Annotated in this window: 24 protein-coding genes; 19 read left to right on the top strand and 5 right to left on the bottom strand. The window is 68.4% G+C overall.

Annotated elements, in window-relative coordinates; genetic code table 11:
* Positions 1-92 precede the first annotated feature (92 nt).
* The 15 genes from J7E89_RS07435 to J7E89_RS07365 all read left to right on the top strand — a co-directional run bounded on the left by J7E89_RS07435 (position 93) and on the right by J7E89_RS07365 (position 15,350).
* Complete coding sequence (locus tag J7E89_RS07435; protein ID WP_214969785.1) at positions 93-944, top strand: helix-turn-helix transcriptional regulator; 852 nt, start codon at positions 93-95, stop codon at positions 942-944.
* Entirely contained in the window at positions 925-1,221 is a 297-nt protein-coding gene (locus J7E89_RS07430; protein WP_214969768.1) for a DUF397 domain-containing protein, read from the top strand. Before J7E89_RS07435 ends, J7E89_RS07430 begins: the two co-directional genes overlap by 20 nt.
* 2,080 nt (positions 1,222-3,301) lie before the next feature.
* Positions 3,302-4,210, top strand: coding sequence for a hypothetical protein (locus J7E89_RS07425; RefSeq protein ID WP_214969766.1), 909 nt, complete (start codon positions 3,302-3,304; stop codon positions 4,208-4,210).
* Between the two features lie 97 nt (positions 4,211-4,307).
* A complete protein-coding gene (gene cpaB, locus J7E89_RS07420; protein ID WP_214969764.1) occupies positions 4,308-5,015 on the top strand; it encodes a Flp pilus assembly protein CpaB in 708 nt (235 codons plus the stop codon).
* Between the two features lie 10 nt (positions 5,016-5,025).
* Positions 5,026-6,645, top strand: a complete 1,620-nt coding sequence (locus J7E89_RS07415) for an AAA family ATPase (RefSeq protein WP_214969762.1) — start codon at positions 5,026-5,028, stop codon at positions 6,643-6,645.
* Positions 6,646-6,648: 3 nt separating this feature from the next.
* The gene (locus J7E89_RS07410; protein WP_214969760.1) at positions 6,649-7,044 is read left to right on the top strand and encodes a TadE family protein; all 396 of its coding nucleotides are present in this window, start codon (positions 6,649-6,651) and stop codon (positions 7,042-7,044) included.
* An 89-nt stretch (positions 7,045-7,133) separates the two neighbouring features.
* Positions 7,134-8,498, top strand: a complete 1,365-nt coding sequence (locus tag J7E89_RS07405; protein WP_214969758.1) for a CpaF family protein — start codon at positions 7,134-7,136, stop codon at positions 8,496-8,498.
* An 8-nt stretch (positions 8,499-8,506) separates the two neighbouring features.
* Positions 8,507-9,442: a type II secretion system F family protein gene (locus J7E89_RS07400; protein WP_214969756.1), complete on the top strand. Its 936-nt coding sequence runs from the start codon at positions 8,507-8,509 to the stop codon at positions 9,440-9,442.
* Between the two features lie 81 nt (positions 9,443-9,523).
* Positions 9,524-10,411: a DUF5936 domain-containing protein gene (locus J7E89_RS07395; protein WP_214969754.1), complete on the top strand. Its 888-nt coding sequence runs from the start codon at positions 9,524-9,526 to the stop codon at positions 10,409-10,411.
* 5 nt (positions 10,412-10,416) lie between these two features.
* Positions 10,417-11,886, top strand: coding sequence for a sensor histidine kinase (locus J7E89_RS07390; RefSeq protein ID WP_214969746.1), 1,470 nt, complete (start codon positions 10,417-10,419; stop codon positions 11,884-11,886).
* A gap of 69 nt (positions 11,887-11,955) precedes the next feature.
* Positions 11,956-13,050, top strand: coding sequence for a response regulator transcription factor (locus tag J7E89_RS07385; RefSeq protein ID WP_251060215.1), 1,095 nt, complete (start codon positions 11,956-11,958; stop codon positions 13,048-13,050).
* A gap of 152 nt (positions 13,051-13,202) precedes the next feature.
* A complete protein-coding gene (locus J7E89_RS07380) occupies positions 13,203-13,439 on the top strand; it encodes a hypothetical protein (protein WP_214969744.1) in 237 nt (78 codons plus the stop codon).
* A 41-nt stretch (positions 13,440-13,480) separates the two neighbouring features.
* Positions 13,481-14,056 carry a hypothetical protein gene (locus J7E89_RS07375; RefSeq protein ID WP_214969742.1) on the top strand — a complete coding sequence of 192 codons (576 nt, stop codon included), beginning with the start codon at positions 13,481-13,483 and terminating at the stop codon, positions 14,054-14,056.
* Between the two features lie 33 nt (positions 14,057-14,089).
* Positions 14,090-14,695: a hypothetical protein gene (locus J7E89_RS07370; protein ID WP_214969739.1), complete on the top strand. Its 606-nt coding sequence runs from the start codon at positions 14,090-14,092 to the stop codon at positions 14,693-14,695.
* Positions 14,696-14,699: 4 nt separating this feature from the next.
* On the top strand, positions 14,700-15,350 hold the full coding sequence (locus J7E89_RS07365) for an OmpA family protein (RefSeq protein WP_214969737.1): 651 nt from the start codon (positions 14,700-14,702) through the stop codon (positions 15,348-15,350).
* Between the two features lie 127 nt (positions 15,351-15,477).
* Here the strand turns inward: J7E89_RS07365 and J7E89_RS07360 are convergent, their stop codons facing one another.
* On the bottom strand, positions 15,478-15,669 hold the full coding sequence (locus tag J7E89_RS07360; RefSeq protein WP_214969734.1) for a hypothetical protein: 192 nt from the start codon (positions 15,667-15,669) through the stop codon (positions 15,478-15,480).
* Positions 15,670-15,681: 12 nt separating this feature from the next.
* The gene (locus J7E89_RS07355; RefSeq protein ID WP_214969732.1) at positions 15,682-16,533 is read right to left on the bottom strand and encodes a helix-turn-helix transcriptional regulator; all 852 of its coding nucleotides are present in this window, start codon (positions 16,531-16,533) and stop codon (positions 15,682-15,684) included.
* Between the two features lie 280 nt (positions 16,534-16,813).
* On the opposite strand from J7E89_RS07355, the gene J7E89_RS07350 reads away from it, so the two are divergent.
* Complete coding sequence (locus tag J7E89_RS07350; RefSeq protein WP_214969730.1) at positions 16,814-17,353, top strand: ATP-binding protein; 540 nt, start codon at positions 16,814-16,816, stop codon at positions 17,351-17,353.
* A 96-nt stretch (positions 17,354-17,449) separates the two neighbouring features.
* Here the strand turns inward: J7E89_RS07350 and J7E89_RS07345 are convergent, their stop codons facing one another.
* Both J7E89_RS07345 and J7E89_RS07340 read right to left on the bottom strand, forming a co-directional pair.
* Positions 17,450-18,340, bottom strand: a complete 891-nt coding sequence (locus J7E89_RS07345; protein ID WP_214969727.1) for a hypothetical protein — start codon at positions 18,338-18,340, stop codon at positions 17,450-17,452.
* Positions 18,341-18,452: 112 nt separating this feature from the next.
* Complete coding sequence (locus J7E89_RS07340) at positions 18,453-18,947, bottom strand: nuclear transport factor 2 family protein (RefSeq protein ID WP_214969724.1); 495 nt, start codon at positions 18,945-18,947, stop codon at positions 18,453-18,455.
* A gap of 92 nt (positions 18,948-19,039) precedes the next feature.
* On the opposite strand from J7E89_RS07340, the gene J7E89_RS07335 reads away from it, so the two are divergent.
* Together J7E89_RS07335 and J7E89_RS07330 are read left to right on the top strand one after the other, a co-directional pair.
* Entirely contained in the window at positions 19,040-19,633 is a 594-nt protein-coding gene (locus J7E89_RS07335; RefSeq protein ID WP_214969722.1) for a PadR family transcriptional regulator, read from the top strand.
* Positions 19,623-20,516, top strand: a complete 894-nt coding sequence (locus J7E89_RS07330) for an SGNH/GDSL hydrolase family protein (RefSeq protein WP_214969719.1) — start codon at positions 19,623-19,625, stop codon at positions 20,514-20,516. Before J7E89_RS07335 ends, J7E89_RS07330 begins: the two co-directional genes overlap by 11 nt.
* 30 nt (positions 20,517-20,546) lie before the next feature.
* Here J7E89_RS07330 and J7E89_RS07325 read toward each other — a convergent pair whose 3' ends face one another.
* Positions 20,547-21,062, bottom strand: coding sequence for a zinc-binding dehydrogenase (locus J7E89_RS07325; RefSeq protein WP_308315370.1), 516 nt, complete (start codon positions 21,060-21,062; stop codon positions 20,547-20,549).
* A gap of 96 nt (positions 21,063-21,158) precedes the next feature.
* Here J7E89_RS07325 and J7E89_RS07320 point away from each other — a divergent pair, with 96 nt between their 5' ends.
* Positions 21,159-21,818: a TetR/AcrR family transcriptional regulator gene (locus J7E89_RS07320; RefSeq protein WP_251060213.1), complete on the top strand. Its 660-nt coding sequence runs from the start codon at positions 21,159-21,161 to the stop codon at positions 21,816-21,818.
* Positions 21,819-21,885 lie beyond the last annotated feature (67 nt).

The following is a 21,885-nucleotide window of genomic DNA, read 5'->3' as shown; positions in this document are numbered from 1 at the left end:
AGTGACGAATTGCTCACACAGTGGCGCGATCCGCCCTATCGTAAAAGGTCCCTGAGTTGCGCTGATCAACTGGCAAATGGCGGTGGTGGGTTGTGCCCCCTCGTAAGGATCCCGACGCTTCGGCGAACGTCCCGTCCTTCTACGGCGCCGAATTGCGCTTCAAGAGGGAGACGGCGGGCCTCACGCTCGAACAGCTGGCGGAAGGCAGCTTCCGTGGCGTCCCGTTCCTGAGTCAGATCGAGCGTGGCGAGCGGCGAATGCCGCTGGACCTGGCCCGGCACGTTGACGAGCGGCTGGCGACGGACGGCTTTTTCGTACGCCGCTGTGAAGACGCGCGGAAGGCGAAGCAGTCGGGGCACGCGGAGTACTTCGCGGATGTGGCGGAGATGGAGCGGCATGCGGAGGCTATTGAGGAGTGGGCCCCGATGCTTCTGCCGGGCTTGCTGCAAACCCCGGTGTACGCGCGGAAGGTCGTACGGACTGGGGCGCCGTGGCTGCCACCGGAAACCGTCGACAGGCAGGTCAGCGCGCGTACGGAACGTGCGGAGATCTGGGGCTGTGAGGACCGGCCTGAGTTCTGGGCGATCGTTCATGAATCGCTGATCTGCAAGCCGCTGCTGCCACTGGAACAGATGGCGGAGCAGCTGGAGCACATCCTGAAGGTGATTCGATCCACACAGGGCGTTCTGCAGATCCTTCCGGAAACGGCCGTATCGCATCCCCTCATGATGGGCACGACCAAGGTCATGGCCTTCCCGGATGCGCCACCGGTGGTCTACATCGAGAGCCAGCACAGCGGCCAACTCATCGACTATCCGGCGCTCGTGAAGAACTATCGGAGGTCGTACGATCTGCTAAGGGCCGCCGCACTGCCACCCGAGGCGTCCCTGGCCATGATCGAAGCTGCGGCAGAGGACTACCGAAATGGTAAGCAACGGCACTGACTTGAGCGACGCGTACTGGCGCAAGAGCAGTTACAGCAACGCCACCGGCGGCGACTGTGTAGAGGTAGCCGAGCGGTTCCCCGGCGCCGCGACCTGGCGCACGAGCAGCTACAGCAACGCCAGCGGCGGGCAGTGCGTCGAGGTCGCGGACGGCCTCACCGGCATCGTGCCGGTACGCGACAGCAAGACCGCCCCCCACGGTCCCGCCCTGGTCGTCCGCGCGAACGCCTGGGCGAGCTTCGTCACGGCGGTCCGGCGGGGCACGCTCACCGCCTAAGACCCGGGGCGTTGGCGGGCCCGGGGCGTTGATCGCGTCTGCTGTGGGGGCCGCCTTTACCAAGGTTGGCGTCGGAGGCCCGCCCCTCAAGGGCGCTCCTGCGTCGCGTCGCCTACGGCGATTGCGCTCCGCTACACCCTTGACCGCCGAACCTCCGCCGCAATGCTTCTGGGGGGCGGCCCCCCGGGGGAAGCCCACGGGGAAACTCCGGCAATTGGCTGCTGTCTCGCTGCCGGGCAACGGGTGTGGGGGTGGGGCGCACCAGGCTTATGGGGTGGTGCGGCCCCAGGCTCAGCGGCTGCGGGAACGGCCGCTGGTGCGACATCCCCATTCCCACGCACACGCTTCACCCACGTAGGCAGGTGGCGGCCGTCCGGGGCGACCTGCGGACCATCCCGCCTGCGGGTGGGGCGCGGCAGTTGAATGGGGGGACTCGGGCCGGTTCGGCGTCCACCCCGACCGGCGGCCGGTTAGGCCTCAAGCACGTTGCTGATGTGGGTGGGTGGCAGGGCGCCGCGCTGCCAGTGGGTCTCGGAGCGCCGCCCCCGGAAACCAGCAGGCGACGCCACGCACAGAGCACCGAGCACAGAGCACCAAGTCCGAAACTCGGCACGCCAACCACACCCCCAGCCTTCCGGCCACACGAGCCCACCGCTCACACCGCCCACGCCCGCCAATCGGCCACGCGGCGAGGTCGAATGCGGGATCAGCCGTCTCAAGAAGGACCCGGGCAGTAGGTATCCGCTACCAGGCGACCGTCCTCGCTGCAGCCACCAACAAGGCTGCGCGCAGCGCATGTGGGCGCACCCCGGAGAAGGAGCCCCCTCGGCATGAGCGTCGAGACGGCGGCGGGGCCCGACGGGCCCCTCTGCCGGCCTCAAGAACTCGCCTCGTGCCGAGTGTGGTGAACCCTGAGCCGATACCGATACCGATGCCGATGCCGATACCGATGCGGAGCCGTTGGCGGGCGTACAGGTTCGCCTTACGGCCGGTTCCCCTCATCCGGCTGGAACGAAATGGAAGACTCGGCCGCCTCGGGGCCGCCGAGTCCCTCTTCTCGTCAGAGAGTCAGCCCGGCCCGCAGGTATCGCGCCTGGGCGGCCGAATCGTGTGTCGGTGGGGGCTGACGTGGCTGGCGGGGCATCGCGTGGACCGAATCCATCACATCACGCCCACTCAAGCCACCCCTATGCGCCGAAAGTGGGGTGAAATGGGCATACGGGTTGGTCCTGTGGTGGATTCGGACCACCGAGCCGCCTCGAGCCCCACCGAGTGCCGCCGAGCCCGTCGTGATCGTCGTGAACGTCGGGCCCACCCCAGCGGCTGAGCGGCCGCGCGGCCGCGTTGTCCGTCCGGCCGGACCATCGGCAGGACCACTGGCTCCCGGGCAACCCTCCACCCACCCACACCAGCCACGTGCTTGAGGCCCAACCGGTCACCGGACGGGGTGGACGCTGTGCTCGCCCGAGTCACCCCATTCAACTGTCGCGCCCCACCCGCGGGCGGGACAGTCCGCAGGTCGACCGGGCAGGCCAGTCGGCCGCCCGGCGTGGGTGGTCGTGTGCGTGGGAATGGGGGTGTCGCACCAGCGGCCGTTCCTGCAGTCGCTGAGTCTGGGGCCGGGCCACCGGCTCAACCCGCCGCGCCCCACCCACCGGGCCGACAGCCACCGAACCGACCTTCGCCCATCTCCCAGCTTGCGTGCAGGGCGTTTTTCTTTGGGCCGTCCCCGTGGAAAGCGTTAGCGGCGGGCCGGGGCGGCGGGTCAAGGGTGGAGCGCAGCGAAATCGCCGCAGGCGACGCGACGCAGGAGCGCCCTTGACGCGCCGGTCCGGCCCACCGACCCTGGAGCGCTCGGGACGACCCGAAACCCCCAGAAGCAAACAGTGGTTCCCCAGCCGCGCCCCCGCTCAACTCACCTGGCCCTGCCACGCAACAGCCCCAACAGCCCCGTACAAGAAAAAGGAAAAGTGTTCTCCGCCACGTAGGCCGTGGATAAAGTGCTGGTGCAGCACGACGGAGCAGTATCGATCTGCGGGCGCCGGGAGCAGCGGCGTACGGAGTGAACGGGGAAACCAACGTGCCGACCGCGATCGCAGTCACCAGCGCCGACTTGGTGTTGCCGCCCACCGATCAGCAGACTCCCACCGCCGCCCTGCTCCAGGCCCCGGACGCCCAGCCGCTCGAAGCCGCGCTCGTCGACATGAACGTCATGCTGGAACGGTACGGGTACGTCGTCGCCCTCTACCCCGCCTCGATTCCCGCCGCCCACGAACGCCGTCTCCACACCATCCGTTCGATGCTGGAAACGGACCGGCTTGCCCTGCTGAAGCTCGACCTGCCGCCCCTCGCGGTAGCCGTACTCGTGCGTCAGCTCCGGCAGTTGTCGATCTGCGACTTCAGCGCGGGCGTCGTCGCGTCGGCGGCCAGGCTGCTGTCGCACTACATCTACGCGGGCGCGCTGCTCAACTCGGTCACGAAACTCGACCGGGTTCCCGTCAGTCTGAAAGCGCACGCGAAGTCGTGGATGCCCGGCACCCAGTTCGGCGTACTGGCCAATCCGAACTCGCAGTTGATCAAAATTGGCACTGCGACGGCCACCCCCGCCCCAGGCGCGAGCGCAGGAACCGGCGCCGGGCTGACCGGACCCGAATTCGCCACCCAGCTACTCGTCGGAAAAGGAACCCTGGCCTCCGACTGGGTCACCGGGACTCTCGCGCCCGCCTGGCAGGTCTCCGGCGTACAGGAGACCGGACTGCCCGCCGACTCCCCCCGCTGGTGGGGCACGGCGAAGATGATCGAGTTCGCCGCCTTTCTGCCGGACATTTCCGTGCTCTACCAACTGGTGGCGTCCGTACGGCGGGAGAAGTGCCACTGGTGCGGTATCGAACTCATCGGTGACCGCTGCGGGTTCTGTTCGGCCCCACTCACACCACCACCCGAGAACCAATCCCGGGCGGTCGGTGTCTTGAACCAGGGGTCGCCCTAGCACCGGGCGGGGCACCATATCCCTCAAGCAGCACAACTGTTCCATGGCTTGCTCACTGTCCGTTGATCCGACGTTCTGATCGAGGTAGCCCGTCTCCATGAACTCACGTCAGCGCCGCGGCGTCATTCTGCTGCTCCTGTCGGTTCTCTGCGCCTTCGGGGCGTTCGCCGGCGTGCTCTCCGTGATCAGCGATGTGAACTCAAAGGTTGGCCCGGAAGTCGCGGCGTACCGGCTCAAGAGCGACGTGGCGCCGTACAAACAGCTCGACGCGGGCCAGTTCGAGAAGATTTCGATGCCGAAGCGGTGGCTTTCCGCCAATGCCGTGACCGACATTTCCGAGGTACGCGGCAAGATCGCGGTGACCCAGCTCCAAAGGGGTTCGCTCCTCCAGAGCGACATGATCGTGAAGAAGCCCGAACTGGGCTCCGGGGAGCAGGAAATCGCGATCATGATTGACGCGGCGACCGGGGTGGCGGGCAAGATCAACCCTGGTTCGAGCGTGAATATCTACGCCACGTTCGAGGGCGAGGATGAAGGGCAGCCGAACAAGTCCCAGGTCATTGTCTCCGGCGCCCGCGTGCTCGACGTAGGCAAGATCACGGCACTTGAGCCGGGCAAGAACGACCGCAGCCGCCGGGCCACCGACGCCGTACCGATCACTTTCGCGCTGAACACGCTCGATGCCCAGCGCGTGGCGTACGCAGAGTCCTTCGCCGAGCATGTGCGCCTGGCCCTCGTGGCCGACGGCAGCGACACCACGATTTCGCCGCGCGACCGTGAGTACACCCTCGACGGGGACAAGTGAGGACCGGCGTATGACGACTCGTATCCTCCCGGCGGTCGGCGACCCTGATGCCGCCCGCGCCATCACGACCCTCCTCAGCCAGCTCCCCGACGCGGAACCGGCCCCTCCCGTCACCGACTCGACGTCGCTCCTCGACACCCTCGCGCGGCTCGCGGGCGAATCGCTCGACGAGCTGCCCGAAGTGGTCCTCGTCCATGAGCGCATCGGTCCTGTGCCCGCGCTGGAGCTGATCCGGGAAGTCGCTCTCCGCTTCCCGGCGGTCGGCGTCGTACTCGTCACCGCCGACACCGGCCCCGCGCTCTTCACGGCCGCCATGGACTCCGGGGCGCGCGGTCTGGTCGGACTGCCGCTCGGTTATGAGGAGTTGGCGGCCCGCGTGCAGGGCGCCGCCTCCTGGTCCACGGGCGTACGCCGCCACCTGGGCACGGGGCCCGACGTCTTCACGGGGCCCGGCGGCACGGTGGTGACGGTGACCGGAGCGAAGGGCGGCACCGGGGCCACGGTCGTCGCCGTACAGCTGGCACTGGCGGCAAAGGCGTCGGGGCGTACGGTCGCGTTGGTGGACCTGGACCTCCAGTCCGGGGACGTGGCGTCGTACCTGGACGTGCAGTTCCGTCGCTCCATCGTCGACCTGGCCGGCATCGCCGACATCTCGCCGCGCGTACTCCAGGACGCGGTCTTCTCCCACCCCACGGGCGTCAGCCTGGTGCTGGCACCGGCCGAGGGCGAGCGGGGCGAGGAGGTCACCGACCGGGTGGCGCGGCAGGTGGTGAGCGCGCTGCGCAACCGCTACGAGGTCGTGGTCGTCGACTGCGGTACGCAGATGAACAGCGCGAACGCGGCCGCCATCGAGATGGCCGACCAGGCACTGCTCGTCGTCACGCCGGACGTGGTGGCGGTACGGGCGGCCAAGCGCATGGTGCGGATGTGGGACCGGCTGCAGATCCGCAAGGCGGAGGAGACGACCACCGTCGTCAACCGGCACAACCGGAACACGGAGATCCAGCCGCCGTTGGTCGAGCGGATCACGGGCACGAAGGTGGCGCGGGCCGCGATTCCGGCCAACTTCAAGGAACTCCAGGCGGCGACGGACGCCGGCCGCATGCAGGACCTGGAGAGCCGGAGCACGGTCAAGCAGGCACTGTGGGCGCTCGCCGGCGAACTGGGGCTGGTGAAGCCGGCGGCGGGCGCAGGCGGCAAGGGCGGCGGGAAGCTGCTGAGGAGCGACCGGGGAGCGATCGGCTTCCGGGGGCGGGGCAAGGACCGGGGAGCCGTGACCGTCGAGCTCGCGGGCATGGCGCCACTGATTCTCTTCGTGATGATCGCGATGTGGCAGGCGGTGCTGTTCGGCTACACCTTCTCGCTGGCGGGCAACGCGGCGGACGAGGGCGCGCGGGCGGCCACGGCGGCCGCGACGAGCGGTGGCGGCACGCAGGCGGCATGCGAAGCCGCGGCCACGGAACACCTGCCGTCGTCCTGGCAGGACGATGCCGGGGACATCAGCTGCGTGCAGGAAGGCAACTTGTGGAAGGCCCGCGTCGAGCTCAATACGCCCATCCTGTTCCCGGGGGCCGGCAGCTTCCCGTGGGACGTGACCGGCAGCGCGGGCGCCGCGCTGGAGGGGGACTAACCAATGAGACCTTTACGCCGCCGGATCAGTGGCCGGATCAGCGGCCACGACCGTGACCGAGGTGCAGCCATCCTCGAATTCGCCGGCTTCCTGCCCATTCTGCTGCTGGTCGCCATGGCCTGCATCCAGCTCGGCATCGTCGGTTACGCCGCCTCCCAGGCGGGCACCGCGGCGCGGGCGGCCGCCCGTACGGAGGCGCAGGAGGAGCTCCGGGGCCAGGGAGAAGTCACGGGCAAGGCGGCCATGAGTGGCTGGCTGGCCGAGGGCACAGACATCGAATTGGGGGGCAACGTCACCGCGACGGCCACGGTGCCGATCCCCTCGGTCGTCCCCGGCATCAAGAACTTCGGCGAGGTCCGGCGCTCAGTGACGATGCCGGCCGACGAGGAGGAGCGGTAGTAGCCCCGCCCCGTACACCGAGATCCGTACACGGAGATCCGTACGCCGAGATCCGCTGGAGCGAGCCGCACGAGCGAGGAGTTACGCACATGAGTCTGCGGGCACGCATCACCGCCCCCGACGAGCACGCGGGCGGACGGGAGGACGGCCACCTGGTCGCCACCTACCGGACCAAGCTGCTCGAAGAGATCGACCTCGCGGAGATGTCCTCCCTCGCGGCGGCCGAGCGGCGGGCCCGGCTGGAGCGCGTACTCGCCCACATCATCAGCCGCGAGGGCCCCGTCCTCTCCACCGCCGAGCGCTCCCAGCTCATCCGCCGGGTCGTCGACGAGGCGCTCGGACTCGGCGTACTCGAACCGCTCCTCGAAGACGCGTCCATCACCGAGATCATGGTGAACGGCCCCGACTCGATCTTCGTCGAGCGGGCCGGCCGGGTCGAGCAGCTCCCCATGCGCTTCGCGTCCAACGAGCAGCTGATGCAGACGATCGAGCGCATCGTCTCGACCGTCAACCGCCGCGTCGACGAGTCGAATCCAATGGTCGACGCCCGCCTGCCGTCCGGCGAGCGTGTCAACGTCATCATCCCGCCGCTGTCCCTGACCGGCCCCACCCTCACGATCCGCCGCTTCCCGCGCGCGTACCGCCTCCAGGAGCTGATCAGCCTCGGGACGCTCGACGAGCAGATGCTGATGCTGCTGTCGGCTCTGGTCCGCGCCCGCTTCAACGTCATCGTGTCCGGCGGTACGGGCTCCGGAAAGACCACGCTTCTCAACGCGCTCTCCGGCCTCATCCCGGACCACGAGCGCATCATCACCGTCGAGGACGCGGCCGAGCTCCAGCTTCAGCAGGCGCACGTCATCCGCCTGGAGACCCGCCCGCCCAACGTCGAGGGCAAGGGCCAGATCACGATCCGCGACCTCGTACGCAACTCCCTGCGCATGCGCCCCGACCGCATCATCGTCGGTGAGGTGCGCGGCGGCGAGACGCTCGACATGCTCCAGGCGATGTCGACCGGCCACGACGGCTCGCTCGCCACCGTTCACTCCAACAGCGCCGAGGACGCGCTGATGCGCCTGCAGACTCTCGGCTCGATGTCGGAGGTCGAGATCCCCTTCGAAGCGCTGAGGGACCAGATCAACAGCGCCATCGACGTCATAGTCCAGCTGTCGCGCATGGCCGACGGCTCGCGCAAGATCAGTGAGATCGCGATCCTGGTGTCCCACGGCCGGGAGCGGTTCCAGATCGCCACCGTCTCGCGCTTCGTCGCCCAGCCGATGAGCGCGGACCGTATCGTCCACGGCCGGTTCGAACACCTCGGTCTGCCCCGCCGCATCGCGGACCGGCTCCACCTCGCGAACGAGCCGATCCCGCCCGGCTTCGGAGTCGGCGTCGTATCGGAACTCGATGACCCGCTCAATTCGGTTGGTCCGCTTTACGTCCGAGAGGTCCAGTAGGTACAGCCATGAACAATCCCGCAATGCTGGCGATCGGCAGCACTCTGCTCTGCGGCGCCCTCAGTATCGCCGGGCTGCACACCTACATCTCGGGCAAGGCCCAGCGTGCCGCCCTCGTCGATCGCCTGGCCATCACGGGTGCGCACGCCGTGGGCCGGCAGCGGCGCTTCATGGGGGTCGACCGGCGGCTGCGGAAGACCGCTCTCGGCAAGAAGATCCACGTACGGCTTTCGGCCACCGGACTCGACCTGACCGCAGGCGAGTTCTTCGTCTACCTGATGGTCGGTGTGGCCGCCCTGTGGCTGATCGCCTCCTCGGTGCTGGCCCCCTTCTTCGGCCCCGTCGCCGCTCTCGTCGCGCTGTGGGGCGGCAGCGCGTTCCTCAACTGGCAGCGGCAGAAGCGCATTGAGGCCTTCATCAACCAGCTCCCCGACCTGTCCCGGATACTCGCCAACGCGACCGCCGCCGGACTCGCCCTCCGTACGGCGCTGAGCATGGCGGCCGAGGAGCTGGAAGCTCCGGCGGGCGAGGAACTGGCGGGCGTAGCGAATCAACTGGCCGTCGGCCGGTCCATCGACGACGCGCTGGGGGAGCTGGCCGAACGCCTGCCGTCGCGCGAGCTCGTCGTCCTCGTCACGACCCTGGTGCTCTCCAACCGGGCCGGCGGCACGGTCGTCGGATCGCTCCGCAACCTCACCGAGACGCTGGAGGAACGCAAGGAGACGCGACGCGAGGTCCGCACCATGCTGTCCGAGGTCAATGCCACGGCATACACGATCCCGCTTCTCGGCCTCGGCGCCATGATCATGCTCAACTCGGTCACCCCGGGTTCCATGGCCCGGATGACCAGCAGCCCGGTCGGCCAGATCATCGTGGTCGTGGCCATAGGTCTCTACGCGCTCGGCTTCATAGTGATGCGCCGCCTCGGCAAGATCGACGTCTGAATCGCCCGTATGACTCGTATGACTCGCATGACTCGCATGACTCGCATGAGCTGAAACAGCCTGGAACAGGAGGTATCCGGCATGGGACTGCTTCTCGCGCTGGTGGTCGGTCTGAGCGTCGCGGGCGTTTTTCAGGGCATCAAGATGTACCGCGCCGAAGCCAAGATCCCCGGGGACCTGGCCGTCGCCCTGGAGATCGGCGCCTCGCGCGTCTCGGGGACGGAGTCGGCCATCGACCGCCTGGGCATGCGCTTCGCCCCGAGCGTGCTCCGCATCATGGGGCCGAGCCTGGTCGACAAGAAGCGCCGCAAGATCGACATGGCCGGAAATCCCGGCGGTCTCACCATTGACCGGTACGCCGCGCGCCGAGCCGTATACGGCCTGTTCGGCGGCTTCTCGGCCCTCGTACTCCTGCTAAAAGATCTGCCGCTCTTCGGTGTCTTCTGCATCGCCTACGGGTGGCTCGCGGCGGACGTCACCATCTGGCAGGCCATTCGCGAACGCAAGGACGTCATCGAGCGGACCCTGCCCGACTTCCTCGACGTCCTCGCCGTCGTCGTCAGCGCGGGCCTCGGCTTCCGGCAGGCGCTGGACCGCGTCTCGGAGAAGTACGAAGGCCCGTGGGCCGACGAACTCCGCATCACGCTCCGCCAGATGGACATGGGAGTGAGCAGGCGCCAGGCCTTCGACGAGCTGCGCAGACGCAACGAATCCGAACAGGTCTCCCAGTTCGTTACGGCGCTCCAACAGGGCGAGGAACTCGGCGCGCCGATCGCCGACACGCTGATCCAGATCGCCAACGACATGCGCCGCACCGACGCCCAGAACTCCCGGCGCCGCGCCGCGAAAGCGATCCCCAAGACGACGGTCGTCACGCTCGCCTTCATGGTCCCGGCCACGCTGCTGCTCATCGTGACCAACATGTTCCTGGGGTCGGAGACCGACTTCGGCTCGGTCTTCGGCGGCTGACGGCCATGGCGACGCTTCCCACGATCCGGCTCCGGCTCGGGCTCGGGCTCAGTGGCGGGACGGTTCACGGGGGCGTGGCCGCTCCGGAGGTGGCCCCCGCGTCCGCCCTCGCCGATGACGTACCGGCACCAAGCATCCCGATCCAGATCAACGCCCTCCAGGCGCTGTGCCGCCAGGTCTTCGGCTTCCGCCTCGCCATGATCGCGCTGGGCGCGCCCTTCGCGCTCGCGAGGGCCGGAGGGCAGTTCGGCGGCTGGCTGGTTGGGGGTGCGGTCGTCTTCAGCTTCGTGGGGTCGTACGCGATGCTCCGGGACTGGGAGGTGTTCGGCCCCCTGCTCATCAAGTACCGCACGCTGATGGGCGTAGACCTGATCTTCGGCTCCGTCCTGCTCCTGACGGCCTCCCCCGACTCGGCCCTCGGCTACGCCACCGTGTGTACGCCGCTCCTCGCGGGCCTGCTGTACGGCTGGCGGGGCGCGGGCATCTTCACGGCGATCCAGATCCTCCTGCTGGCGGCGGCCTACTCGGCGTGGGCGGAACGGATGGCGAGCCCGGCCAGCACGCTGCTGATCAGCGGTTTCTGTGTGGCGGCGGGAATTATCGGCGTGACGTTACGCAACTTGATGTTCCGTTTCGGTGCCGCCACCCAGGCCCTGTCCGAGGCCAACGCCCGGCTCGCGGTCACGGACGCGGTGGAAGGCGAGCGTGCCCGCCTGGCCCGCGAGATGCACGACTCGGTCGCCAAGACCCTGCACGGCGTCGCGATGGCGGCGGAGGGACTGGCGCAGTCCGCCGACCGTATGGACCCGCTGACCGTCAAGCACCAGGCGGGCATGGTCGCGCGCTCGGCGCGGCGGGCGGCGGCGGAGTCCCGCGAGATCCTGTCGGACCTGCGCAGGCAGGCGGACTACGACACCGGGGGAGTGGTGGTCGCCGACGAACTGGCGGCGCGGCTGGCGGACTTCGGGCAGCGAACGGGCATCGAGACGGCCTTCCAGGTCGTGGGCGGCGCTTCGTCGTATCCGCCGTTGCCTGTTCCAACAGTTCCAACTGTTCCAACAGTTCCGACCGTTCCGCACGCCGTCGCGCGCCACCTGCTGACGATCGCCACGGAGGCCATGGAGAACAGCCACCGCCACGCCCACGCCTCTCGCGTCACGGTGGAGTTCGGCCTGGTCGGCGGGGTGCTGCGCATCAGCGTGCTCGACGACGGCCGGGGCCTGCCCGCCGGCATCAGCCTCGACGACCTCCGCAGGGCCGGTCACTTCGGCCTGGTGGGGATGGTCGAGCGAGCGGCCGGTATCGGCGCTCGCATCAGCATCGGACGGGGCCGCAGCGCGGGCACGGAAGTACGCCTGGAACTGCCGGCGGCGGCACTGACCCCTGCGGGCGCCACCGCCCAACCGCTCGCACTCCCGCCCTCGCCTTCGCCCCTGCCGACAACGCCACCGCTGCCACCACCGATGCGGCTCTAGACCTCCACCGTCCCCCGTCCCCGTCCCCCGACTCCCGTCCCGCTCACTCTCCCGAGAGGAGGCCGCACCATGCCGGACGAAAGCTCGTACAGCTCCGGGCCCCGTCAGTCCGTGTCGTCGCCGTCCCACGTGTCCCAGCACACGTCGTCGCACACGGTCGAACCCCGCTCGGAACACACCCCCGCCGGGGTCCGCGTTCCCCCGCCGGCGGCGGCATTCCACGATCCGTCCCCCTTCGACAGTGCCGACCCCTTCGGCCCGCCGGGCGTCCTGCGCGTAGTCATCGCCGACGACAATCCGGTCGTACGGGCAGGCCTCACCGCCCTGCTCGGCAGCCGCGACGACGTCGAGGTCGTCGCGGAGACGGCCGACGGCCGACAGGCCCTGGCAGCAGCCCAGCAATACCGGCCGGATGTCGTGCTGCTGGATGTCCGGATGCCGGGCGTCGACGGCATCTCAGCGCTGCCGTACCTGGTCCAGGTGGCGCCGGTGATGATGCTGACGTACAGCCGCGAGAGCGAGATTGTGCGCGAGGCGTTGCGGCTGGGCGCGGGCGGCTACCTGGTGCACGGCGAGTTCACCGCCGAGCAGTTGGTCGGCGCCGTACGCGACATCAAGGAGGGCCGCGCCCACTTCACGGCCTCGGCCCAGGACGCGCTGCTGGCCCATATGCGGGGCGGGGGCGGCGCTGCCCCGGCCGGGACAGGACAGCTCCCGGAGGGGCTCGGCACGGTGTACGCCACGGGCCGGCCGTACACGGGCGCGGGCCGGATCCCTGGCCACGCGGCGGCACACGATGCGACTGCACACGCTCCGCGAGAGGCCAATGATGGGCCAGACGTCTCGGATTCGGTCCGAGTACGAGAAAACTCTTCGCAGGTGCAATCGGGCATGGCACAGTATTCAACTGACCGGCAGCAGGGTCAGCGGACCCAGCGGCCGCGCAGCGTCCAGGACTTCGGGCTGAGTGCGAGGGAGGTGGAGGTCATGGACCTGATCGCTTCAGGCATGAGCAACCAGCAGATCGCCGCCACCTGCTTCATCAGCGAGAAGACCGTCAAGAACCACATCAACCGCATCTTCGCGAAACTTCACAGCGCGAGCAGGAGCGAAGCGATTGCGCTGTGGCTGGGATCGGCGAGGGGGACGACGAGTCATGGCTGAGCGCACGACGACAGCTGCGCTGCCGAGGGCCCAAGTCGCCCTTTGGGCCCAGGGTTGGGCCCACGGACCCTCTGGCGGGAACCCTGTTCCGACGTACGTTTCTCGTGTCGAAGGCGAGACGCACACGTCGGCCAAACTCGGAGGGGTACCCCATGTCGAAGAACCTCACGCTCAAGACCGCGACGAAGGCCCAGCTCGCGATCAGCAACTGGCGGAACACGGTCGTGTCGCGCATGCAGAAGCGAGCGGACGAGGGCGCGAGCGTCGTGGAGTACGCGGGCTTGGTCGTGGTGATCGCGCTGATCGTGGTGGCGGTTCGGGAACTGGATCTGGACGAGACGATCTCGACGGCCATTGGCGACGCGGTGGACGACATCACCGGCGACTGACGCTTGGCAAGCTTCGGCAGGACCGAGGGCAGACTCTCCCCATGTACGTCGTGGTGGTGGGGGGTCTGCTCTTTCTTGCGTTCGCGTACTTTGCCTTCGCTCAGGCGGCGGCTGCCCGTAACGGGGGCCAGTCTGCTGCTGATGCAGCTGCTCTTGCGGCAGCACAAGACGTACGTGACGAGCTGTCCGACGGCTTCTTCGAGCACCTGGGCGATCCAGAGGCGTGGCCCCAGTGGCTGATGGCTGAAGGGAATTTCGCCGGCGCCGGATATAACGCTGCTGCGGCACAGCTCGCTGATGAGAACGACTCGAAACTCCTCGGTTCGGTAGAGCTGACCGAAGTCAATAATTACCCCGCCTTTACTGCGAGGATCGAGACCCTCTTCACAGTGGGCGACTCAGTCATCCCGGACACGGAGAATACGCACGCCAAGGCCGATGCCACCGCAGTGATCGAGCCTCGCTGCGAGATCACGCCCGACAGCGATCCGTCGAAGGTCATTGAAATTGACTGTGAGGGCAGCGGGCGCTGGAAGATCGACCCAAAGACCCCCATCGACGAGCTGGTCGACCTGCCCATGGCGCATGACCTGTTTTCAGTCCATCTGGCCGAGTGACGAACGAACGACAAGAAAAAGGAAGAGTCACTGATGAGCATGCGGCACACCATGAAGGCCCGAAGGGCACTGACCGCAGTGGCGATCACGACTGGCTTGGTCCTCACGGTGGCCGGTTGCGGCGGTGATGAGGGCGACAAGCCCAATACGAGCTCGTCTTCGACGCCCACTGACAACGGCAAGAAGGGCGAGGAGAAGCCCAAGGACGAGGAGCCTCAGCCCCCTGCTGAGGAGACTGTCCTTGCAGAGGTGACAGGCGGCGGCAACAACACCACTCTCATTGTCAACTCAGCTGTACGGGACGAGGGGGGCTTCCTCACAGTCAGCGGGAAGATGAAGAACGGTAGCGGGAAGTTCTGGAACCCCACTTCTTGGAGGGGAAGCGAGAAGGAGCTCTCCGACAACGCCGCCTCCATGGCTGGTGCTTCCTTGGTGGACAGAATTGGCAAGAAGAAGTACCTCATTCTTCGCGACACCGATGGGCGCTGCCTGTGCACCCAGTTCTCCGGCGGCTTCAAGGAGAACGAGGAGAAGACGTGGTTCGCCCAGTTCCCTGCCCCTCCGGCCGAAACAGTGAGGGTTGACTTCCAGATTGCTGACATGCCCGTGGCCGCCATCGAGATCTCTGATGGCGAGTGACCCCATGTCCTTCACAGTCTCCCGAAGTCGCCCAGCGCACTTCGCCAAGGTCACTCTCGCGACGGCAGTGCTGTTCACCGGCCTGTCCGTGACCGGCGCCCACGCCGAGCCCTCGCCCAGCGCGCCCCCCGGCAGTATGACGACATCCCCGCCCCCAGAGGTGGACGGCAACTCACCCGGGCTCAAACTGGCGGACGGGGGCACCCTGGCCCCCGCCCGCGTGGTCGACATCAAGTCCGTAGTCGAAGACCTCGGCGGCGAGGAGCGGCGCGAGGACACGAACTCCGACGTGAAGTTCGCGCTTCAGGCCGAGGTGCTCTTCGGCAAGGACAGTGCGAAGCTCAACTCCGAGGCCGCGTCCCGTATCAAGGCCATCGCCGACGAGATCATCGCCCAGAAGGCGACCAAGATTCGGGTCTTCGGATTCACCGACGACCTCGGCTCGTACGAGCACGGCAAGGTGCTGTCCAAGAAGCGCGCGGACGCCGTGCAGCAGGAGCTGAACAAGTCGCTCGATTCGACCATCACGTTCGAGATCCGTGGCTACAGCGAGGACTATCCCATCGCGGACAACAACTCCGAAGAGGGCCGCAAGAAGAACCGCCGAGTCGAGGTCTCGTTCCCGCGCGGCGAAGCCTCCGGCAGCCAGAGCTGACGCCCGTCGCCGGCCGGGTCCCAGGGCGCTCAGTCCCCTGCGGCCCGGCCTCCGCTCATACACCATCCCCGCTCAGCCGCCGCCAGTCGCAGACGGCGGCACGACCCACCACCCCGGCGCGGTCGAATCAGAGCAGGTGGTCGGCCTTGCCGGCCTTGATGTCCCGGATCAGGTTCCGCAGAGCGTCTTGGCTGTCGGTGAGGTAACGGTCCTCCTCGCCTAGGACGGCGATGAAGGCATTTCCTTCGTTGTCGGTTCCTATGCGGAAGCAGGAGTTGCCTTCGCCGCAGAACGCGTCTTCCCAGTTGATCTCAGTCATCGGTTCATCCCCTCAGAGTTGGCGCGCGATGTTGTGGATGAAGTCTCGCGAGCCCTCGGGCGACAGCGCGATTCCCTCCATCCAGTCCAGGTGGGCCCGGTACTTCGCCAATTGAGCTTCGGCGTATAGGAAATCCGGGCCGTGCGAGTTGTCGATCTGGACGGTGTCGAGTTGCGGCACCGGCCCTTCCGCGTAGAGCACTGTCTGCCCGGCGCCCGGGAAGGCGCCCGCCTCGAACGGCAGGACAAGCAGGGTTACGTTCTCCTGCTCCGACCTCCGCAGTAGGTGGTGGAGCTGGGTCCGCGCCACGCTCGGGCCGCCGAACTGCATTCGTAGGGCAGCCTCGTGGACGATCGCCACGAACCCGGGCGGATTTTCGCCGTCCAGGACTTGTTGGCGCTCCACGCGATGGGCAAGCCGGAGGGCGATCTCGTGTTCGGGGAGATGAGGGATCACAACTCGGAAGACGGCGAGTGCGTGGTCCGAGGTCTGGAGCAGCCCCGGGATGTGCATCGAGTATGCGGCTCGCATTCCTACTGCGTACGCCTCCAACTCGGCAATGTCCAAGAGGCCTTGTGGGAGCAAACCTCGATACCGTTCCCACCAGCCGCGCCTGCTGGGCTGGGCCATCTCGACCAGGGCGTCGACAAGAGCCTCGTCCGTGCAGTCACAGTTGCAAGCCAATGTGCGCAGGCGGTCGGCGCTGATGGCTCGTACGCCTGACTCGATATTGGAGATCTTGCCCCGGTCGACGCCGAGCAGTCCGGCTGCGAACTCGGCTGAGACGTCCGCTGACGTGCGCATCTTGCGAAGCTCGCTACCCAGTCGCTTCTGGCGTTCCGTTGGGGACGTCCTCGCTGCCATGCCGTTCCCTTCCGCGTGCGGTCGTGTGCAGTCTGCCGCGTGCGCGTGCGAGTGAGCCACGAAAGGGCGCATTTTCCGTGACGAAGGGGCAAATTAACCCTGGCGCGCTCTACATTGAGTAACGCACCGCTCACGCAAATGAGTTGGAAGTGCATCACGCGGTCCTGCCCGCACTCTCCTTCCCTGGGAGGGGCGGTCCCGCGTCAGGGAGACAAGCCACTGCTCACCGCACCCGTGGGCCACTCGTGCGCGCCTCGCCGTCTGGACAAAGGAGTCCACAGTGTCGCCGACCCTTCGCACCGCGCTCTGCCCCGTCGCCCCATCAGCCACCGCCGCGCTCCACCGTGCGCCGCGCCCGCCCCGGCCCTCCAGCCTCGCGTACAGCCTGACCATCCCCGGCGAACCGCACTGCGCGGCCATCGCCCGTACCGCCGTACGGTCCGCCCTGCGCGCGCACCACCTGGCCCCGTACGTCGACATCGCCGTACTCGCCGCCAGTGAACTCATCGCATCAGCAGCGGAGTTGACCCCGGCGGAGGATCTGTACCTCTCCCTCCGCTACCGCAACGCCGCCCTCCGCCTCGTCCTCTGGGACCAGCACCCCCGGCACAAGGACCCGGACGCGATCGCCCTTTGCGCAGAGCGCCGCAGGCGCTCCCTGTGGCTGCTCGCGGCTCTCGTCGACGACTGCGGCGGCGACTGGGGCGGCGACTGGGGCGGCGGCTGGGGCTCCGCCGAGGCCCAACCGCCGCACCGGGGCACCAAGTCCTGGGCCGTACTGCCGTGCAGAGGGCTGGAAGCCCCCGTACCGCGCTGGTGAATGCCCCTCCCCCCGCGACCCGCCAGGCACCGCACCCTTGGCCGGGATGCCTGGGATGCCTGGGATGCCTGGCGGGTCGGTCGGGGTGGGGTGGTGTCAGATGAGCTGCTGACGAATGGTCGCCAGCATGCCCTCGGGCCGATGGAAGACCTCGACGGCAGTGAAACGGAGGATGACACGGACCTCGGGGCAGGCGGCGAGGTCGTTGAAGCGCTGGATGTCCCGCTGGTGGGCATCACGCGTGCCGTGGAACGCGTACCCCTCGATCTCCACGACCACCCCCTCCCGGCGGAAGAGGAAGTCCGGACGGCACAGCCGCCCGCTCGGGGTCCTCAGTTCGACCTGGGACTCCGGGTGCAGCCCCCCGTCATGCATCCGCAGCCGGGCGATGGTCTCGGCCGGCGACCCGCAGCGCCGATCGGCCAACGCCAGCCACCCACGACCCCGCGCCGTCCCGGTCCGCGAACCCCGCAACTCAACGGCGAGTCGGCCCTCGTCCGTCAGGGGCGGGACGCGCCGGCCACGGACCGTCCGCCGGGTGAGCGCGGAGTCCACCGCGACCAGTGCTTCGTCCCGGGGTCCGTCCCGGAGCAGATCGCCGAGCGTGCGGACGACGGTCGTCACCCGCAGCCCCCGCACCGTAACCACCTCGTGAGGCTGGAGCGGGAGGTGGTGGACGCGGGCGGACGCGGGTCGGCTCACCCGTCGCGAAGCGGTCATCTCCACGTCGGTCCGGAGCAGTTCGACGCCGTGCACGGCCGCCGCCGATCGATGGCTGACCACCCGCTCCGGACCGGTCAGCTGGAGGGCCAGGAGTCTCACCCCTTCATCGACCGCCCTGCCTGGCGCGCACCATGCTCCGTTGATGATCCGCGTCCACCCATCGGCTCGCAGCCGCCGGTTGAGCAGCCGTGGCGGCCAGCCCGCGCCCCGAGCCCACGCCGTCAACAGCACCCCACCCCGCGCCAGTGCCTCAAGTTCCCCCATCCCCAAACTCTCCCGTAACGCCCCGCCCCTCGCACCCCCTGTGGAAAACCCAAGATGTGACGCTTTCGGACATTCCAAACCCCCAGGCGTATCGACGTCTTGTCCGAACTCGTCACCTCTGAGGCGCTGGTACGAGACCGTCGGTGACCAGCCCCGCAAGCACCGCCTCGCCCAGGGCGTGCACCGCCGACTGCGGGCGGACCATCACCGTGAACTCCTTGATCAGGCCCTCGTCGTCGAAGTGGAGTAGGTCGATGCCGTGTATCGCCTTTCCGTTCACGGTCGTACGGAAGAGGAGGACGGCCGAGGGGGCCTCGCCGCCGTCCGCGCTCGTCTCCGCCGTGCCGTCGTACTCGCCGACGTAACGGAAGTCCTCGAAGGTGCGCAACAGGACGCCGAAGAGCCCCATCACTATCGGCTTGCCCTCGAACGGCTGGAACTTCACCGGGCTGTAGAGGCGGATGTCGTCGGCGAACAGCTCCTCCAGCGCGCCAAGGTCCTCCCTCTCCACGGCGGCGCGGAAGCGTTCGGCGGTAGCGGTAGCGGTAGCGGTACCGGTAGCCGTAGCGATACCGGGAGCGGTCTCGGTATCGGTCTCGGTCTGCATGTGTCGCTCACTCCCTCATAGTCATCAATCTGACTAGTCACTTTCTTGAGTATGATGAGGGGACGGGTGACGAAATGGAAGGGGTCGCATCGATGGCCTTGCGACATGCCGTACTGGCCGCGCTGCTGGAAGGTGACGGCAGTGACGGTGACGGCCGGGGCGAGTACAGCGGGTATCAGCTGGCCAAGGCGTTCGACATCGGCGTTGCGAACTTCTGGCATGCCCTGCCCCAGCAGCTGTACGCCGAGCTGGCCAAGCTGGAGGGGGAAGGCCTGGTCGAGGGCCGGCAAGTGGTCCAGGAGACGCGGCCCAACAAGCGGCTGTTCCGTGTCACCGAAGCCGGTCTCGCCGAGCTCGAAGCCTTCGCCGCCGCCGCGTCGAAACCCTCCTTCATCCGCGACGACCTGCTGGTCAAGGTCCAGGCCGCCGACTCCGTCGATACCGGCCCGGTGATCGAACAGCTGGAGGAGCGGGCGGCTGCCGCCGAGGCCAAGGTCGAGCTCTTCGGCAAGGTGCTCCGCAAAATGCGCGGCGGGCTGGACGAGGAGGAGTTCCTGCGCCGGGGTGAACGGATCGGCCCGTACCTCACCTGCTTGCGCGGTCTGGCGCTGGAGCAGGAGAACCGGGAGTGGGGTCTGCGCGTCGCAGCCGTCCTGCGGGAGAGGAGGGCGTCTCATGCCGGGTGATGAGCCCGCGCCGTCCGGTACGTCGGTGCCGTACGCGCGTTACGTCGCCCTGGGCGACAGCCAGACCGAAGGCCTCGGCGACGGCGACGACGTCACCGGCCTGCGAGGCTGGGCGGACCGCCTCGCCGAACACCTCGCGGCGGCCAACCCCCGCCTTGAGTACGCCAATCTGGCCGTACGCGGACGCCTCGCAGGCCAGGTCCGCGCCGAGCAGCTGGCGCCCGCACTGGCCATGCGTCCCGACCTCGTGACGGTCGTCGCGGGGGTCAACGACCTGATGCGGCCCAAGTTCGACGTCGTCGAGGTGGTCGGTCATCTGGAGGCGATGTTCGCCGCCTTGGCCGCCACCGGGGCCCGCGTGGTGACGGTCACCTTCCCCGATATTGGGGTGATCGCGCCGCTGGCCCGGCCGCTGAGGCCCCGCGTGTACGCCCTCAATGCGGGCATCCGCGCGGCGGCTGCCCGCCACGGCGCCGCCGTCGTCGAAACCGCCGCGCACGCCTTCGCCGTCGACCCGCGCATCTGGACGGCGGACCGGCTCCACCTGAGCTCGCTCGGCCACGAACGGTTCGCCGCCGCAGCCCACGCCGTCCTGCTCCCCGGCGCCGACGACGCGTGGACGCGCCCCCTGCCCCCGCAAGCCGCCCCCGCCGGGTGGCGGGCGGCGAAGGCCGAACTCCGCTGGGTCGCCGCCCACCTCGGCCCCTGGCTGGGCCGACGCCTGCGCGGCCGTTCCTCCGGCGACGGGCGCACGGCCAAGCGGCCGCAGCTGGTGGCTGTGGGTGCGGTGGGGCTGCCGGTGCGCCCGCCGGTGCGTCCGCCGGTGCGTCCACCGGAATCTCCAGCCGTACGTCCGAGGCCGCCGGCCGGGGAAGCGACGTAATAGCGCAGGGTGGGCGGCGGCGGGGTGGGGTCAGACGATGTCCAGGACCGCCTTGCCGTGGAGCCGGCGTTCGAGCAGGGCGCCGATGGCGTCCGCGGCCTTCTCCCAGCCGCCGCGCCACGAGATCTGCGGGTCGAGCTCACCTGCCGCGACGCGGTGCGCGAGCCACGTCAGGTCCGGGGCGAGATCGGCGCAGGCGGGCAGGGAGAAGGTGGCGATCGTGCGGTCGTGGCGGCCGTTGTCGCCGAAGAGGGCGCCGTACGGGAACGTCTCGCCCTCGTGCGCCGCGTGTCCTACGGCGACCAGCGTGCCGCGCTCGGCCAGCATGCCGTAGGCGTCGATGAGTTGCTGCCCGCCCACCAGGTCGAGGACGCCGTGCACCGGTTCCTTGAGTTCGCCGGGCCCGGTCACCACCTCGTGCGCGCCCTGCGCGCGCAGGCTGTCGCCGTGCCGCTCCGGATTTCCGGTGGATGCGATGACGTACGCGCCGCCGCGGCGGGCAGGGAGCTTGAACGGTCGACGAGCAGAGCACGCATGGGTGTGCACCCTTCCTTCGGTCGAGGAACCATATTTATGCCGCTGAGTGGCACAAGCGTGCAAGTGGCTTTTACCTCTCAGGCGCCCTTTGGTATGCTTGCGCCCATGACGAACGTTCTGCCGCTGCGGGAGCGCAAGAAGCTGCGTACGAGGCAGGCCTTGATCGACAGTGCCCTGGAGCTGTTCAGCGAGAGGGGTTTCGGTGGGGTGACTCTCGACGAGCTCTGCGAATCGGTGGAGGTCTCCAAGCGCACGTTCTTCCGGTATTTCACCAGCAAGGAAGACGTGGCCATGGCGCCCACGCAGGACCTGTGGCTGGCGTTTCTCGACGACTTGGAGACGCGGGAGCCGGGCGATCGGGGAGATCTTCCGGTGCTGGAGATGCTGCGGGACGCGCTGTTGGGGGCGCTGGGGAGTATGGCTGCGGAGGAGGGCTGGACGCGTCGGGTAGTTCTGAGCCGTCAACTGGCAGACAGGACGCCGTCGATGGACGCGCACGGCTTGCACTTCTGCCACCGCACGAGCCGGGCGGCGCTGGACATCCTGCATCGACGGCTGGACTTCGCCGACGCCACGCCGGCCGACCTGCGGCCACGGCTGGCTGTGGACATGCTGGTCGCAGCCTTCCATTGCGCGTTGGAGGCGTGGGTGCCGGAGCCAGGTATGCCCGTACGAGGCGAACTGGCCACCCACGTGCGCGACGCCTGCGCGGCGCTGCCCGGCAGCCTCACGCTCACGGCGGGGCTGCGTCGCACCGCCGACTAGCGGCAATTTGGGTCCGTGGGCCCGGGCGCGTGTGGCCTTTTCGTTGTTACCGTGCGTGCGTTCAGTG

The sequence above is a fragment of the Streptomyces sp. ISL-100 genome, assembly GCF_018614615.1.
GTDB lineage: Bacteria > Actinomycetota > Actinomycetes > Streptomycetales > Streptomycetaceae > Streptomyces.
This window is presented reverse-complemented; position numbering and strand designations above follow the sequence as displayed.